This window comes from Lutibacter sp. (assembly GCF_041596795.1).
Classification (GTDB): Bacteria; Bacteroidota; Bacteroidia; order Flavobacteriales; family Flavobacteriaceae; genus Lutibacter.
The window spans coordinates 1-17,268 of sequence record NZ_JBFHHX010000070.1 but is presented as its reverse complement, the minus strand read 5'-3'; the positions used below and the strand labels follow the sequence as shown (position 1 = coordinate 17,268).

10 protein-coding genes are annotated in these 17,268 nt (G+C 29.0%); 2 read left to right on the top strand and 8 right to left on the bottom strand.

Annotated features, from left to right (window positions below):
• Position 1: 1 nt before the first annotated feature.
• The 6 genes from ABY298_RS09580 to ABY298_RS09555 all read right to left on the bottom strand — a co-directional run bounded on the left by ABY298_RS09580 (position 2) and on the right by ABY298_RS09555 (position 11,443).
• Complete coding sequence (locus ABY298_RS09580; protein ID WP_372745828.1) at positions 2 to 1,048, bottom strand: alkaline phosphatase D family protein; 1,047 nt, start codon at positions 1,046 to 1,048, stop codon at positions 2 to 4.
• 79 nt (positions 1,049 to 1,127) lie between these two features.
• A complete protein-coding gene (locus ABY298_RS09575) occupies positions 1,128 to 1,967 on the bottom strand; it encodes an endonuclease/exonuclease/phosphatase family protein (RefSeq protein ID WP_372745827.1) in 840 nt (279 codons plus the stop codon).
• Between the two features lie 6 nt (positions 1,968 to 1,973).
• The gene (locus ABY298_RS09570; protein WP_372745826.1) at positions 1,974 to 3,539 is read right to left on the bottom strand and encodes a glycerophosphodiester phosphodiesterase family protein; all 1,566 of its coding nucleotides are present in this window, start codon (positions 3,537 to 3,539) and stop codon (positions 1,974 to 1,976) included.
• A gap of 227 nt (positions 3,540 to 3,766) precedes the next feature.
• Positions 3,767 to 5,308 carry a SusD/RagB family nutrient-binding outer membrane lipoprotein gene (locus ABY298_RS09565; RefSeq protein WP_372745825.1) on the bottom strand — a complete coding sequence of 514 codons (1,542 nt, stop codon included), beginning with the start codon at positions 5,306 to 5,308 and terminating at the stop codon, positions 3,767 to 3,769.
• 12 nt (positions 5,309 to 5,320) lie between these two features.
• On the bottom strand, positions 5,321 to 8,443 hold the full coding sequence (locus ABY298_RS09560; protein WP_372745824.1) for a SusC/RagA family TonB-linked outer membrane protein: 3,123 nt from the start codon (positions 8,441 to 8,443) through the stop codon (positions 5,321 to 5,323).
• A 231-nt stretch (positions 8,444 to 8,674) separates the two neighbouring features.
• Entirely contained in the window at positions 8,675 to 11,443 is a 2,769-nt protein-coding gene (locus tag ABY298_RS09555; RefSeq protein ID WP_372745823.1) for a LuxR family transcriptional regulator, read from the bottom strand.
• Positions 11,444 to 11,696: 253 nt separating this feature from the next.
• Between ABY298_RS09555 and ABY298_RS09550 the strand changes: the two genes are divergently transcribed.
• On the top strand, positions 11,697 to 12,008 hold the full coding sequence (locus ABY298_RS09550) for an MTH1187 family thiamine-binding protein (RefSeq protein ID WP_372745822.1): 312 nt from the start codon (positions 11,697 to 11,699) through the stop codon (positions 12,006 to 12,008).
• Between the two features lie 145 nt (positions 12,009 to 12,153).
• Here ABY298_RS09550 and ABY298_RS09545 read toward each other — a convergent pair whose 3' ends face one another.
• Positions 12,154 to 14,109 (bottom strand): endonuclease, encoded by a 1,956-nt coding sequence (locus ABY298_RS09545; RefSeq protein WP_372745821.1) that lies wholly within the window; start codon positions 14,107 to 14,109, stop codon positions 12,154 to 12,156.
• A gap of 402 nt (positions 14,110 to 14,511) precedes the next feature.
• Between ABY298_RS09545 and ABY298_RS09540 the strand changes: the two genes are divergently transcribed.
• Complete coding sequence (locus tag ABY298_RS09540) at positions 14,512 to 15,588, top strand: NADH:flavin oxidoreductase (RefSeq protein WP_372745820.1); 1,077 nt, start codon at positions 14,512 to 14,514, stop codon at positions 15,586 to 15,588.
• 140 nt (positions 15,589 to 15,728) lie between these two features.
• On the opposite strand, the gene ABY298_RS09535 is transcribed toward ABY298_RS09540, so the two are convergent.
• Complete coding sequence (locus ABY298_RS09535; protein ID WP_372745819.1) at positions 15,729 to 16,586, bottom strand: hypothetical protein; 858 nt, start codon at positions 16,584 to 16,586, stop codon at positions 15,729 to 15,731.
• Positions 16,587 to 17,268: the final 682 nt, after the last annotated feature.

The following is a 17,268-nucleotide window of genomic DNA, read 5'->3' as shown; positions in this document are numbered from 1 at the left end:
CTTATTTTTTAAAGCTTATTTCATCTAGTTTAATTGTATATTCAATTCGCTGATTGTCATATTCATCCCAAATTTCCATTTTTATTTTCGGAATTTTCAATTTCCAATCTATGGTAATTAAACCAAAATGATTGTCCATAACCGGACCTTCAATTCTGTTTTTATTTGGTGTTGCAAAAAGCCATTTTGAAGAAAGTCCGCTAGATGTAACATCGTAAATTGGGTACATATTAGGTATTTCCATTTTAGATATTTCGGCATAATGCACATCTCCAGAAATAAAAACAACGCCATTTGCTTTTGTTTTTTTAACTAAGTCTATAAATTTTTGTTGTTCAAAAGGAAAATTTGCCCAAGCTTCGTAGCCATTATATTCAATTCCAAACTGCGAACCAGAACCAATAATTCTAACATCTGCAGGTTTCAACAATTCTTTTTCTAACCAATTCCATTGTGCCGATCCCAATAATGTAGAATCTGCATGTTGATAAGGAATATAATCTGGCTTGTAAAAAAATTCACTTTCAGTTGCAGTGTGTCTTAATAAATCATCTCTAAAAGTACGAACGTCTAATAAAATTATTTGTAAAATTTTACCACTATTTTTATAATAGTAAGACGTGTAAACACCTTCTCTGTTTCTACGTTCAGAATTTAAGGGTTCATTAAAAAAGTCTAAAAATATTTCTTTCGATTCTTTCTTGTATTCATAATGTTTTCCTGCATCATTTAAACCATAATCGTGATCATCCCAAGTTGCAATAATAGGCGTAGTTTTCTTTAAATTTTGAAACGTTGGTTTTCTATCTAGTTTAAGATATTTTGCCTGTAGCGTATCCATATTATAGGTGTCTCCGTAAATATTATCACCTAAAAACACAAATAAATCTGGTGTATGTTTTACCACAACATCAAAAATTGGTAAAGGATTATTTTGATGAGCACATGAACCAAAAGCAATTTTAGATACACCTTTTTGCGAATAACAATTACTTGCAATTACAAAGAATAGAAATATTATTATTTTTGATTTTAATTGATTTTGCATACGTTTTAATCTTTAAGCTATTTAATTTTTACGGTTTTTTACACTATGTTCTAATAGAAATTTCTTAAAAATTTCAGCGCTATTTTTTATAATTTAACTTTAAAAACACAGGCAAATGATCTGAAGGATATTTTAAATCTTTAGAATCACTTAAAACTGCATATTTTTCAACTTTTAATTTGTTGTTTTTTGAGATAAATATATAATCTATTCTATGTGTAACTGGCTCATTATGTTTAAATCCGTTAAAAGTTCCAGAAGGTCCAAAAGGTTTTTCTTTTGATATTTCTCTACTATCATCCATTTCATTTTTTAACTTTATAATCCTTTCAGAATCTGGTTCAGAATTAAAATCGCCCATAAAAATAACTGGGTAATTTTTAGTGTTTACTTCTTTAATTTTTGATACAATAAGTTCTATTCCATTTGTTTTTGCTTGTTCTCCTATATGATCTAAATGTGTATTAAAAACCCAAAGTTTTTTATTGGTTTTTTTATCTTTAAATAAAGCGTAGGTACAAACTCTATTAAAGGCAGCATCCCAACCTTTTGAAATAATAATTGGCGTTTCAGACAGCCAAAAAGTATGATTTTCAATAAGTTTAAATCGGTTTGTTTTATAATAAATATTTGAAGATTCTCCTTTTCCATCTCCTTCTCTTCCCATTCCAACCTGACTATACTGGGTTAATGCAGTTGATATGTCAGAAACTTGGCTTGGAGTAGCTTCTTGAATTCCAAAAATATCGGGTTCGTAAAATTGAATTTGAGATGTAAAATATTCTTTACGAATAGGCCAAGCATTTTCACCGTCTACAGCAACATTTAACCTAATATTATAAGTTATTACTGTAAAACTCTGTGCATTAACAACTAAACTTACTCCTATAAAAAATAGTAAAAAAAGTACTTTCTTCATTTTATGTTATTGATTTTTCTGATAAATTCTTACATAATCTACTTCCATTGCAACCGGAAAAATTGAATCATCTACAGTTCCTCCCCAATTTCCACCAATAGCAAGATTTAAAATTAAAAAATAAGGCTTATCAAACGGCCAACCTTCATTAGTTACTACTTTTCCATTTTCACCTTTAAAAGCTTCATAAAACAATACATTATTAATGTAAAATTTAATGCTTTCTGTTGTCCATTCCATTCCGTACAAATTGAAACTGTTCGATACATTTTCTACTTTTTCAAATTTTGTATACTGATTTTTTTTCCAATGGTTGTATAATTCTGTATGTAGTGAGGTATGAATTACATTTTGATCCTTCCCTACATGTTCCATAATATCTATTTCACCACTTAATGGCCAAGTTTCTTCTTTTTTACGAAGACTTTCAGGCAACATCCAAATTGCAGGCCAAGTTCCTTTTCCTTCTGGTAATTTTGCCATTACTTCTACTTTACCATATTGCAAGGAAAATTTACCATAAGTTGTTAACCTAGCCGAAGTATAATTATTGTTTTCATAGTCTTTTTTTAAGGCTATTATATGCAATTTACCATCTTTTACAATAGAATTTTCTAGGGAATTTTTTAAATAGTATTGTTTTTCATTATTTCCGTAACCACTTCCACCAACTGCATAATCCCATTTTTCATTATTTGGTAAACCTGAATACTCAAATTCATCATACCAAATAAGATTGTAATCTTTATAACTAATGGCTCTTTTTTTAACTAATTCCAACAAAAGTTCAGGTTCATCGGTGGTTATAAAATCAAAATTATTTGCCAATAACCATTCCATATCATCCGCTTTATCTACTGTCCAAGAATTTAATATTAAGTTATTATTTTTGGCACTTTCAATCCATTCAGGATGATATTTAAAATCTTTAATATAAAAATCTAACCCAGATATTCCTTTTTCCTTTAATTCAATTGGCAATTTATTACCTTCTAAATATTGTGTTATAGCTGTTGAATCTAATTCTTTTATTTTTATTAGAATATTGAAATCAAAACTGATGTAACTTACAAAATGTTTTGCGTTTAACTTTTTAAACAACTGAACAACTTTTGTTGCTATTAACTGACCTCTTTGTTTACTTATTTTTGAAGGTTTTATTTCACAAATTAACCTAGTTGAATTATTATTTTCAATTCCGGCAATTATATATTCTTCTAAAGTTGGCAATTTTTCTCCGTTAGGTAATTTAAATAAAACTAACGCTGCATAGGTTGATTTTTCAATATCTAAATTATTATATGTAGCATCATGGGTTACAACTAAAACCTCATCAGCTGTCATTCTTACATCAAATTCAGATCCGGCAAATTGTTTGGCAATTGCTTCTTTTAAAGAGGCGATAGAATTTTGTGGATGATTATTATTTTTCCAGGCTCCTCTGTGTGCAATTACCTTGTTATTTGCAAATTCAACAGTACCTTGAGAAACCAATTTATTTGAATTGCACATTGAAAAAAGTATAATTATTGGAATTAATAAAAATAGATATATTAATTTAATTTTTTTCATAAAGCACTAGTTTTTTAAAGTTATTTCTAAAATCGATAAAGACTATAGAATAACTGGATAAAAATTATTTAAAATCTTATACAATAGCACTAAATAATTACTTTGGATAATTAATTAAACTGCTCACAACAATTAGCGTTCTATTTAAAAAAACTCCCCTCAAATAAGAGAGGAGTTTCAAACTTAATACAACCTAACATTTGAAGCCTTTTGCTTCGTTCTATAAATTAATCTTGTAAATACCAAGGAATTTTATTAATTCCATCATATCCTCCATATTGACTATCAATTGCCAGTTGATAATTTTCTGGATTAGTAGTTATTTCAGATGTTGGATATTTTAAACGATGTGGATACAAGGTATTATCATCTGGATTTTGGCTAGTAGCCGGATCTAATGGTAAAACAGGATATCCTACACGAAGAAATTGATGATAATAGCCAGAATTTCCTTGAAAGAAATCTATTAAATATCTTTGATTCCATATTTGATGTAAACGATCTTCTTTAGTTCCGGTTTCTGCATACGCTGCATTTCCAGTAAAATAATTATCTATATAGGTTTGATTAATTGGCATACCGTGCGCATAATTAGCAGCGGAAGCTGCAGGTAAACTCATAAAAACACCAAGCATTGCTTTTACTCCATTTTGATAATAGGTTTTTGCTAGTGAAGTTCCACCTGAAACCCAACCTTCTTCTATAGCTTCAGCAATAATAAAACATTGTTCTCCGTAAGTAAATCTAATCATTGGATCTCCAGCCTGAATAGCTCCATAACGCTTATTTATTGTAGAATAATTACCTGCTAAATTATTTGATGTTATAATGCCATTTTCTAATGATGACAACGCACCTTCATACGCTTCAAAATCACTTTCTAACTTGCCACTTGCAATTAAAGCACTTGCTGGTTCTGCAAAATAAAACAACCTACGATCGTTGTTATTCTTTAAAATATCAACTACTAATTTGGATAGAATAACTTTTAATCTCTTAGTTTCTGTTGCTGAATAAAAAGGATGATTTGTTCCTGAATAATCTGTATATGTTAATTTAAAATTATCAGTATTATCAACTAATAAATTATTTGCGGCTACAATTTCAGCAAAACGAGCTTTTTGAGCTGCAGTTGCTTTTTTACTCATAGTTTGTATAACTTTTAATTGCATACCATTGCATAATTTACGCCATTTAGTGGCATTTCCAGTATACATCATATCTCCACTAAAAGTGGTTCCTGCTGCAAAATACTCCTCTGCAGCTCTTAAATCTTCTAAAACTTGAACAAAAACATCTGATTGTTTATCATATATTGGTGTTACGTTTCCTTCTTCTGCTAAACCAGCTTCAGAATACGGAATATCTCCCATATTAATTGTAGCGTAATACCCATAATATGCTTTCATAAATAAAGCCAATCCTTTGTAAGACGATTCGTTTATAGATCCTTCAGAATATTCAACCATTCGTTTAAGATCTGTTAAATACAGAAATGAACCAAATGAACCATACGCATATGGATTATAATATTGTGCACCTTGAATATCTTGATCAACCACGTAATGATCACCTAAGTTTGCAGTTGTAAAATCATTAGGGTTCGGATTCCAAAACCTATAAGTTCCTTTCAATACTCCAGCCGCTAACATTTCAGGCGAAACAGTTGATGCTGTGTCTGGATTTGTATTTAATTCCTCATAATTGCTACATGAAGTTGCAATATCAAGAATAAATAATACCATTAAAATATATTTAAAATTTTTCATTGTGTCTTTTATTTAAAATGTTAATTTAATATTACCACCTAGATATCTTACCGCTGGGTCTGCAAAATCTTCAGTACCACCGTCTGGATCAGAATATTTAAAGTCTTTTGCCCATAAAAATACATTTTGCCCAACCATACTTATAGATGCTGCTTTTGCCCATCCTTTTAAATATTCAGCTGGAAAAGTATAGGTTAAAGAAATTTCACGTATTTTAAAATACGTTTTCTCATAAGCATCTAAAGGTCTTCCGGTTCCACCCCAAGCACTACCTGAGTGTACATTGGTTATATAATCTTTATAAGTAGTATAAGTAGTATTTGGTGCATATACACGTGTATCTGACAGTACAGTTCCATACGAATCTGAATAAGTAACAGTACCCGAAACTACTTGCACACCTTCTGATAGCCAGTTTTTAGATCCAGGTGTTGCAACGTCTAGTGCTCTTTCTGGTGTTACAGAATCCGGATGACCTCCTGAAGCATACATATAACTTTCAGTTCTTGTAGTTGCTATACCACCGTGTACACCATCAACAGATATAAATAAATTAAAGTCTTTATATTTTAAATTAGAGTTTATACCCCATAAATAATCAGGGTTTGTATATCCAAATCTGGTTTCAAATGAATTAAAGACTTCTTTACCATTGCTACCGATAATATGATTTCCATCTGGATCCAATTGATTATCCTTAATTAAGTAATTATCAACACGTTCCCCTACTTTATTCCAAGGATTTTTAGTTGTATAAGTATCATCTATTTGAGTCCAATAAGTTGCATAAGTAGACCAGTTAGCTCCTATATCCCATCGTACATTTTCAGTTTTAATTGGAGTTCCAGTTAGCGAAATTTCCCAACCTCTTCGCTCTTTTTTCTCATCAGTATTAATAAGTGTGCTACTATACCCTGAAGACGATGAAATTGAAGCATAATTTATATAATCTTCTGTTTCTTTTTCGTAGTAAGAAACATCAAAACCAAAACGATTTTTAAAGAACATTGTTTGTATACCATATTCTATTGTTGTTGATGTTTCAGGATCTATAGATTCTGCATCATACAAGGCTCTTGGAGGTGTACCAGAATTATAACCTGATCCCCAAATGGCACTACTAGTTGTAAAAGAACTATTTACGTAGTATGGATCTGGTATGCCTTTAGAAACGGTCCAAGAATTTCTAAGTTTTAATAAATCTAACCAATTTTTAGTGGTTTCTGGTAATAGTTCTGAAACTACAAAACTTGTTGAAACCGATGGGTAGAAATAATAAATAGAATTATCCTTATTTTTTATTTGTAATGTTGAAGCCCAGTCGTTTCTACCAGTTGCTTCTAAATATATTAAATTATTATAAGAGGCTGCCAAACGACCAAATACAGAATTCACTTGTTGACCAATAACACTAGTTTTTACTGTTGCAGGATCTTTTGATGCTGCCAACGAATAAAATCCAGGAACTGTAAGTCCATTATTTGTATTTGCGTAAAAATTATTGTCCTCTTTACTAAAAATTGATCCTCCTACAAGATACTCAACTTTAATTTTCTCGTTAATAGCTCTATCACCAGTTAAAAGAAAATCTGTATTAAAACTATGTCCTGAATCCATACCAATACCATAAGCTCCTGTTGTTCCTCCTATCCAAGGATAAGAATTACCTGGAATACTAGTATTACCTGAAGATTGATAAGAACCTACTGAAATTCTTAACTCACCTTTATCTGTATACGAATCGTAACCTGCTCTTAAAGTAGCTTTTAACCAATCTACCAATTGATAACTAGCTGAAACATCCACATTAAAAATATCGCGCGAGGTTTCATTAGTTCTTTCATATCGATCAAAGTATGGGTTATTTGATCCACTTTTATACGTAAAGTTTTGAACTTGATCTGGAACTAGCCAATAATTATCTTTATAATCTAGCACATTATAATCTGCTGCAGACCATATTAATAAAGAATACATAGCATCATAAGAAGTATAACCGTTAGAACCTAAATTAGGAGTATGTTGCCTAGCATACGAAAAATTAGAACTTAATTTAAATTTATCTAAATTAACATCTCCACCAAAAGTGTACGTAAATTTATCTAAGGTTGAGTTTGGATATTGACCTTTATTTTGTATCCAGTTTACGGAGCTTCTAAGAGAAAGTAACTCTCCCCTATACCCAATATTTAAATTATTGTTTGTTATATACCCTTGTTCTAAAAAGTTACTAAAATTATTTTTTCCAATAGGCAAATACTCATAATCTCTATAATCTTTTAAAAAAGGATCCCATTGTGTACGAATTGTTCCATCCATAACTGGTCCCCAAGAACTAGAAGAATTAATATCATAAGTACCATTAGATCCACGACCATAAATACCTTGACGCTCTGGAATTGCTAAAAATCCGGAAGTAAACATTGTATTGGTTGCAAAATTTGTTGTAATTCCAACTCCACCGTTAGTACTACCATTTTTTGTTGTAACCAAAATAGCTCCGTTTGCACCACGATAACCATAAAGAGCGGAAGCTGTTGCACCTTTTAATACACTTACAGATTCTATATCTTCAGAAGAAATATCGCCTAATGTTTTATTATCATAAGATATACCATCTATTACTAAAATTGGCGCTTCACCACGTATAGTAAGTGTTGGCGCTACACCAAAATCTGAAGAGTTTTGAACCAAAAGGCCAGCTACTTTTCCTGTAAGTGATGTTGCAACATTTACTACAGAAACTTTTTGTAATTCGTTTCCATCTACTTTTTGCACGGCATAACCAAGTGCTTTTTCAGATCTTTTAATACCCAAAGCTGTTACAACAACTTCATCTAAATTTTGTAAAGATTCTGATAACGTAACCATTAAAGAGTTTTCGCTATTAATTACAATTTCTTTAGACTCATACCCTAAATAGGATAATACTATTGATTTACCTTTTTGCACGGAAATTGTAAAATTTCCATCAAAATCTGTAGTAGCTCCTTTTGTTGTGTTTTTAACAACAATGGATACACCTGGTAACGGAGCTCCATTTGAATCGACTACTGTTCCTTTAACTTCAAAGCTTTGAGCGGAAGCAATAATCCCCAAAAAACTTAGAAAAATTGTTAGTATAATTGATTTCATATTAATATTGGTTATTTAGTTTACATAAATGTATACCTAATAATCAATAAAATATAAAAACAGACCTCCACAAAAAACAGACAATTAAAATTTTATTTAAATAAATGCATAAAACCCTTGTTAATTATGGTTATATGTAAAAATTTTAAATAGAATAATAACAATTTAGTAATATCGAAAAAAATAACTTGTAGTGGTAATGTAGTGGTGATTTTTTAGATTGTCAAGGTATTAAATTTCAAAAATATAACTAACTAGGTTATCTTCATGTTCTAAATTTAACTTCTTTCTTAAACGATATCTTCTGGTTTCTACACTCTTAATAGAAATATTAAGCAAAGGTGCAATTTCTTTGGAAGTTAGGTTTAAACGTAAATAAGCACAAAATCTTAAATCGTTTGGTGATAGATCTGGATGAAGCATTTTTATTTTTTCTAAAAAATCTTTATCGGCATTATTAAATGCTTTTTCAAAATATTTCCAATCAGAAGTATTATTTATATTTAAATCTATTAATTTAATTGCATTATTTACTTTTGATGAGTGCGTGCTTTTTAGTTCTTTTTTTACATTATTTAAAACCTCATTTTTTTTAATAATACTCATTGTTGAAATAGCAAGCTCTCTATTTTTATTTACAATATCTTGATTTAATTGCTCGTTTTTTATTTGAGTTATTATTTGTTCACTTTCTAGTTGTTTATGAATATGTTCTTTTTTATAATGCCTTTTATAGGCTTTATGAATTATTACTGAAAGTACTAAAAACAATAGAAAATAAGTACTAAAAGCAACAGTTGATAAATACCAAGGTCTTTTAACTACAAAACTATAATTAATACTATTTTCGGTTATTTTATTTCCTATTTTCCCTCTTATTTGAAGGTTGTAATTTCCATATGTTAAGTTTTCAAATACTAATTCAGATTTGCTACTCCATTCGCTCCATTTATTATAATTTCCTTTTAGTTTATATTGGTATTGTGCCACTTGGTATTTATCGTATTCTGGAATACTGTAATTAAAAACAATTGAATATTTTCCGTACTTAAATACACCATTGGTGTGTGGATTTACACTTACATTTTCATCTTTTAAGGTATTTAAAACAATTTCATTTAAAAGTATTGAATATTCTTTATCTTCAGTTTTAGAAGATACATCAATAATTATATATCCGTTTGCTGTACCCAACAAATAGTTATTATTGGTAAGATGAGTGATATTTTCAAAACCAACAATTCCTTTTCTTGATTGTACAGGAATTGGAATATCTTTAATAATAAATTTATTAGATATTTGATTAGAAGAGACATACTTAATATTGTCTTTTAAAAAAAACCATAATTTTTGAGAATCATCAACCACAATATTCCCAGATAAGTATGTACTATCTGAATAAATTTTGCTTAAAACAGCATCTTTTTGAATTTTTTTTGATGCTATATCATAGGCATAAACACCTTTTTTATTGGAAAACAAAATCCTGTTTTTAAATTTTACTAAACTCGAAATTTCATCAATTTCATGTGTTGAGTCTTTTACTATTTGTATAGTTGTGCGTAAATCATCCTTTAATTTTAGTTTAAACACTCCTTTAATACCATGACCAATCCAAATTTCACGGTTATTAATAATTTCAAAAAAACGTGCAGATTTATTAAACCCTTCAATTTTATTTTTTATTTCCCACTTTCCATTTACTTTTTGCAAAACACTTAAACCATCATAACTACCAACAATAAGTGTATTTTTTAAATCGGGTATTTCTTTAAAACTCCATACACCTGCTGTATTTTGTACTTTACTAACAGAATTGTTTTTAACTACAAATAAACCAAGATGATGCCCACAAAACAATTGGTTATTATATACTATTAAACACCAAACCTGACCTTCGGTATTTTTAATAATTTTAAACGGATCTTGACTATTGATATTTTTATAAAACAATCCTTGATTTGTGCCTAAATACAAAACATTATTAAACACAATTGATGTGTATACGGTACCAATAATTCCTTTATCATCAGTAAAAATTTTATAAGGAGATTTACTATTAATACAATTAATTCCATTATCTAGTCCTAACCATATATTCTCATCAACATCTTCAAAAGCACTTAAAACCGTATTATTACTTAGTCCTTGACTTTGATTAATTTTATATTGAATAACACCATCTTTGCTAAGATAAATTAACCCATTTGAAATTGTTCCTAAAACAAAACTTTTGTCTTTTAACTGCACGCTACTATAAACGTTTACCTCTTTCAAAACATTTTTTGCAGCTATATTCCATTCCTTAAGAATTTGATTACTGTATGTATAAAATCCTGTTTTTCTGGTTTGAATTAAAAGTTCCTGATTTAGCATATAAATATTAGCAATCCTATCATCTTTTATTTTAGCATCCTTTATAATTATTTTAGAAATCCCTTCTTCAATTTTATAAATTCCTTCACCCAAAACATGATAATAAATACTTCCATTTACGTTAAATACCTTAGAAATCATTTTATCAGAGTTGATAAAAGTAAATTCTTTATTTTCTGTGTTGTAAAAATAAATTCTATTAAACGATTGGAATAAAATTAAATTCTCATACGTAATTATATTCCAAAAATGCTCATCTTCAACCATTAATGGTTTAAGTTTTGAAACCAAAGAAACGTATTGCAAAGTTCCAGTAGAGTTTCTTTCCCAATAACCAAACTCCATATAACAGCCAGTGTATATTCTTTTGCCAATAACTTTAACCGCTCTAATAATTGTATTGTTTGGCGAAGGATATAAGTGCCATTTAGCACCATTAAACTCTAACAGTCCATCATTATTACCAACGTAAATAAACTTATTTGGGGCTTGAGAAATAGCCCAGTTCTGATTTCCACCACCATAATCTTCGGAGCTAAACCTCTCAATTGGAGGCAACTCTTGAGCTTTTGAGAACGAAAATAAAAAAAGAAAAATATAGAAAATAGTATTAAAATATTTCACTGAAAATGAGAATTTAATAAACCTTTATACAATATTACGAATTTATTTATTCATACTTCTAACTAATAAGAAACCTAATAAATATATTATGTAAAATACTTTTAGTGAAGTTATTAAATAAGGGTTTTATGCTTAAATAATTAAACATCTTTAATTAGTAAAAATGTTTATTAAACTATAAAGCTTGGCTTTTTTACCACTCAAATTAAACACTTTCGCTATCTTTGTGCTTCAAATAAATATCCTTAAATTAATGTCAGTACTACTAGAATTTGCAATGTTTCCAACAGATAAAGATCAAAGTATAAGTCCTTACGTAAGTAAAGTAATACAAATGATACGCGAAAGCGGAGTTACGTATCAACTTACTGCAATGGGAACCATTATAGAAACCGAAACTTTACCTGAAGCTTTAAAAATTGTACAACAGGCGTATGACGTTCTGGAACCAGAATGTGACCGCGTTTATTCATCACTTAAATTTGATATTCGCAAAGGTAAAAGTGAATGCCTAACAAAGAAAATTGCATCTGTAGAAAAAATAATTGGTAAAGTAAATAAATAGTTTAAACCAATTTTTATTAAATAGTTTGCTGAAAAGTGCATGTTTTGTTGATCTGTTTATTGAAAAAATAGAGTTACTATTTATTTTAGTTGAGCTGTTTTTTTAGTTTTATAGCTATTGGATTTTAAAAATGTTGTAATTACAACTACATTTTTATTATTTTTCCTTGATATGAATTTGATTCTGTTATTAAATTAAAGAAGTACATACCGCTTCTTAAAGTTGAAACATCAATGTAGTCTTCTTCAAATTGTTTATTTACTAATAGCCTTCCATTTATATCGTAAATATTAATTGAACCTTTATTAACACCGTAAAGTTTCATAGAATGACTCACTGGATTTGAATATTTAAATTCTATTTGAGCAAAGCTTTCTGAACTCAATGATTTATTCCAAACTTCGGTAGTTTTAGAGCCAAATACATAGTCAAATAATTCTGGTAAATCAATAAAAGGGTTTCTGTTTTTCTGCCAATCATAGATCACGTTATTTCTATGCATTTCATAATCGTCTGGCGGATCTTGTGTGTTCCAAGCAAGCAAGTAGTCCTTATCACCTATTTCACCAACTGTGGAATTATCAGGATTACCGGCAACAACGCTTAAGGAGCTATACCGCAATGTCATAAACATTAATGCTCTTGCAACATCTCCTTTCCAACTACCAATATTGCCAGTTGGCCCATTATATTCATCACCAATTTCACCAAAATCATTATTATTTCTTGTAGAATTTTCAATTGGATCTGCTGGTCTTAAAGAGTGAGCGTCACCGTGTGCGTGTTCAATATACGTAGCGTCTGTTGTCATATAAATATCCTTACCATTTGCAGTAGTAGAAGTTCCATCAGTAAAGCCACCTCTTGATTGAGGATAAATATGTTCTCTGTTCCATTTTCCAACGCCTCCATCAGAACCTTGTTGTAATGACTTATGTCTTCCTTGTTCGGTATAAATTAACCAAACTTGGTTGTTGTTATCCGGATTTTCATCGGCTTCTTTTAAAATATCCCATATATCGCCATACGTTTGAGCTCTAACTATTAATGGATCTGCAATTATAGCCGTAATAGCATCTTTCAACATTTGTCCGGATTTACCATCTAAATTACTATAATAACCATCTGGAGCTGTACTACTTACCAATCCGTAGGTTGGATTAATAGGTGTTCCCCAAGTACTTGTGGTATAATCGTTATCATAAATAGTAAGGGTATAATTGTTGTTATTGGCAATATAATTAAAGTCTAAATTAACATAGCTTACTATTACATTCTCTATATCTTCATTTTCAGCATCATCAATTATTGTAATTTGACTACAAGCACTATTTGAACCACTTAGAATGGTAACCTTTAAATTTCCAGCATAATCTGAGGTTGTAAAAGTAGTATTTGCAAGTGTAAAATTAATGTCTAAATCCGTTGTTAAAATTTCAGAAGCAGAAAAGGTAATCTCAAAAACATCACCTTCATTATAAATTGTATTTAATGACGAAATAGTAATTGAGTTTTGAGTAACACCACTTCCATCGTTTAAAACACCTGCTGTGGAAATTTTAGCTTCAAAAGTACCATCAGACTTGCGTTGTAAAGAATGATTTTCTTTATTACCATTCATTGCCTCATTATACTGTACACTTTGGTTAAGTCCGGTTAATAAACCTATATCATCCGCTTGATTAGTATCATATACTAACGCATCTATTAAATTAGTTGTTGTTACTAAGGTTCCATTTGGAAATGTAGATACATTATCCTTATAAATAGCTACGGCGTCAGCTCCGTTTTGTAAAAAATTAGTATTAAAAATAATATTAGGTGTTGGACAAACTCCACTATTACCTAATAAAAAAATGCCATTTATATTACTACTATATCCATCAAGATTGTAAGCTGCATAGCTTTTATCTGTGCTTCCATTAAAAAATACAACTACAAAACCATCTAATGCCATATTTGGAATAGATGTTTTTAGCTCTACAAATTCTAAAATATCTGTGCTTGGTGTATCCGCATCTAACTCATTTATAATAATTGATTGTGAGTTAACAAAAAACGAACATAAAACTGCTAAAAGTGGGGTTAGTTTTTTATTCAAAATAATTAGTATTGGGGTTAACACTAATATATTCATTAAATCAATACAAAATTAAAAAAAGGTAATTTATTTAATATCAATTTTATAGAATATATTTGGACAGCTATCTTCAAAATTTATATTACTGTATTTTTAATTGAGTACGTTTTATTTACTAATATCAATTAATTTTTTAATGAATTTTTTTTTGTTATTCGTTTAAATATTACATCCCTTCAAATAGCTCAGATAATAACTAAACAGGCAATGAAAAAATTGAGATTTTTTCTTTTAAATTGCAATAAAAATCGAATTATATAAAATCATTCTTCAATAGTTCTATAAAAAAATAAAATTCGTTTTACAAAACATCCTAAATTCTATAAATTTTCTTTTTAAATTTAAAGTTTAATATATTTAAATATGACCAATCCAAATTCTCCCATTACTTTTGCTTGTGGTGCTACAATGAAAAATAGATTTATGTTAGCTCCACTAACAAACCAACAAAGCCATAATAACGGACAACTTTCTGATGATGAATTAAAATGGTTGACAATGAGAGCTAAAGGTCAATTTGGCTTAGTAATGACTTGCGCTTCACATGTACAAAAAGTTGGAAAAGGATTTACTGGACAACTAGGTATTTTTAGCGATGAGTTAAACGCCGGTCATTTAAAATTAACAACAAATATAAAAAAATATGGAAGTTTAGCCGTTATTCAATTGCACCATGCAGGAATGCGCACTCCACCTGAATTGATAGACACAAATCCTGTTTGCCCTTCAAATAACAAAGAAACAAATGCTCGTGGTCTAACATTAGAAGAGGTTATACAATTAAGAGAAGATTTTATTTCAGCTGCAATTCGTGCCCAAAAATGCGGTTACAATGGTGTTGAAGTTCATGGAGCGCATGGTTATATTATCTCTCAATTTTTAGCCTCTGAAATAAATAAAAGAACCGATAAGTATGGTGGTTCATTAAAAAATAGATCCCGACTTTTATTTGAAATAGTAGATGGAATTAGAGAAAAATGTGGAAATGAATTTTTAATTGGAGTTCGTTTATCACCTGAAAAATATGGAATGGATATTGATGAAATAAAATTGATTTGTCAATGGTTAATTAATGATGGAAATATTGATTTTTTAGACATATCCTTATGGGATGTTTTTAAAATTCCTTATGAAGAAAAATATCAAAAAAACACGTTGCTTGAACACTTTAGTAAATTAGATTTTAAAAAGGTGAAATGGACTGTAGCTGGTAAAATTTACAACGCTGTTGATGTTCAAAAAGTGTTAGATTCAGGTGTAGATTTTGTAACTATTGGTACTTCTGCAATTTTACATCATAACTTTCCAACATTGGTTGTAAAAGACCCAACGTTTAATCCAATCGCCATTCCAGTTTCAGAAGAATATCTTATAAATGAAGGCTTAGGTAAAAAGTTTATTGCGTATTTAAAAAGATGGCCCGGTTTTATTAAATCATAGTTTATTGAACGTGATTTTATATGATTTATGCGACTGGAAAATCGGAGATTTTTCGGTTGTAGCAAATCGTTTGTTGAATGTTTGTCGTTTGTACTAGTTCAAATTTAAGCATAAATTATATGAGGTGTTGGCACAAGTTTTTATAATTCGTATTTCCATATTTTTTTCTCTTTATCAAATTCAATTGTTAAATGTCGAATATAAAAAACAGGAATATTTATTTTTTCGTGTCGTTTTATTTCCCATTTTTTAATTTTTTTTACTAATTTAATTGCATCTTTTTCAAACTCAGTTAAAGGTTTTCTTAACTTTATTTTAAATTCAGTCGGAAGATTAAAAATTGAATCAAATTTAAGTTGATAACCAGTGTAAGTTGTGACATATTTAAGATTTCCTTTTTTGTCAATCAATAAATTTAACCAAGTAAAAGGTTTTTCGTAATCTTTTATTTTTCCTTTTTGAAATATAGAGTCAATATTCGAAATCGGTTTTGTATAGTTGAAACCATTTTCATAAACATAGTCATAAATATAATTTTCCAATTTGAATGAATTTCCACTGTTTAATATTCGTTGTTCATTTATTCCTATTTTCCTATAATTAAGATTTTTTGAATTAGAACACATACTTCCAAATTGCAACTCTCCTTTATATCTACGCGTATATACTAACCAAACTTCTCCCTTTTCAGCTTGTAAATCACAGTTTGACGCTTTTCCTATGTATTTCCCTTCTGAATTAAATTTTCCTTCTGAGTTAAGTTCGAATTCTAATTCTTTAGGAAAGTCTCCATTTTTATAATGTTTTGATATGTTAAATGTAACTTTATAAGTTAAACTGTCTTTAGCATATGTTTTAGAAATAATTTTACCAACAAAAACATAATCAGATTCATAAAATTCTATAACGGGATTAACATCTTGACAATCACAAGCCAAAGTCTTTATTGTAAAAAGAAATATTAATATTATTAGGCTTTTTTTCATAATTTGTGCCAACGTGTTATATACATTATTTTTTCTCTTTTATCACGAAAGAAATAAAAGTTAGAAGTAATTTTAGCTTATTTTATCATTTGTTGAAATTGCAATTTTTTGAATGTACCAATTTAATGAAAAAGTGATTAAAAAATATGGTTTTTGGTAATTTATAATTAAAATAAATTAGATATACCTTATTTAAATGTTTTAAGTTAAGATATTTAAATCTGTATCTGAAAATGATTTAAAAGAATTATTTGATAATTTTCTGGCAAACTTAGATGAATCCAAATTAAATATAAATAAAATGGTTTTATGAGACTACCCACTTAGCTGAATTTTTTCAACTAGCACCACAAACAATTTATGGTCTGGTAAATCAGGATAAAATTCCATATATTGAAAAAATATTCTGTAGATGAATTTAGTACCTTAGGTTTAGGTGATGTACTTTCCTTAAATAGATTTAGTAAAATTAAAAATTCAATACTTTTAATTAGTCCTTAATCAGTATTCCAAATATTTCACATTCCCCTATTCAATTTAACAATTCCCAGACAAAACAATTCTCTGAGACGATTTAAACTGAATATATTTTACACAAAAATTTAAACTTGCACAACCTAAAAATCTCCTATTCTCTAGTTTCACAAACCATATACCAACACGTTGTGGGCAAAAACAGAAATTAAATAAAACT

Bases quoted from the DNA above. Each gene is read 5' to 3' on its own strand.
- ABY298_RS09575 (WP_372745827.1), bottom strand. From the start codon at position 1,967: ATGAAGAAAGTACTTTTTTTACTATTTTTTATAGGAGTAAGTTTAGTT.
- ABY298_RS09580 (WP_372745828.1), bottom strand. From the start codon at position 1,048: ATGCAAAATCAATTAAAATCAAAAATAATAATATTTCTATTCTTTGTA.
- ABY298_RS09540 (WP_372745820.1), top strand. From the start codon at position 14,512: ATGACCAATCCAAATTCTCCCATTACTTTTGCTTGTGGTGCTACAATG.
- ABY298_RS09570 (WP_372745826.1), bottom strand. From the start codon at position 3,539: ATGAAAAAAATTAAATTAATATATCTATTTTTATTAATTCCAATAATT.
- ABY298_RS09550 (WP_372745822.1), top strand. From the start codon at position 11,697: ATGTCAGTACTACTAGAATTTGCAATGTTTCCAACAGATAAAGATCAA.
- ABY298_RS09560 (WP_372745824.1), bottom strand. From the start codon at position 8,443: ATGAAATCAATTATACTAACAATTTTTCTAAGTTTTTTGGGGATTATT.
- ABY298_RS09565 (WP_372745825.1), bottom strand. From the start codon at position 5,308: ATGAAAAATTTTAAATATATTTTAATGGTATTATTTATTCTTGATATT.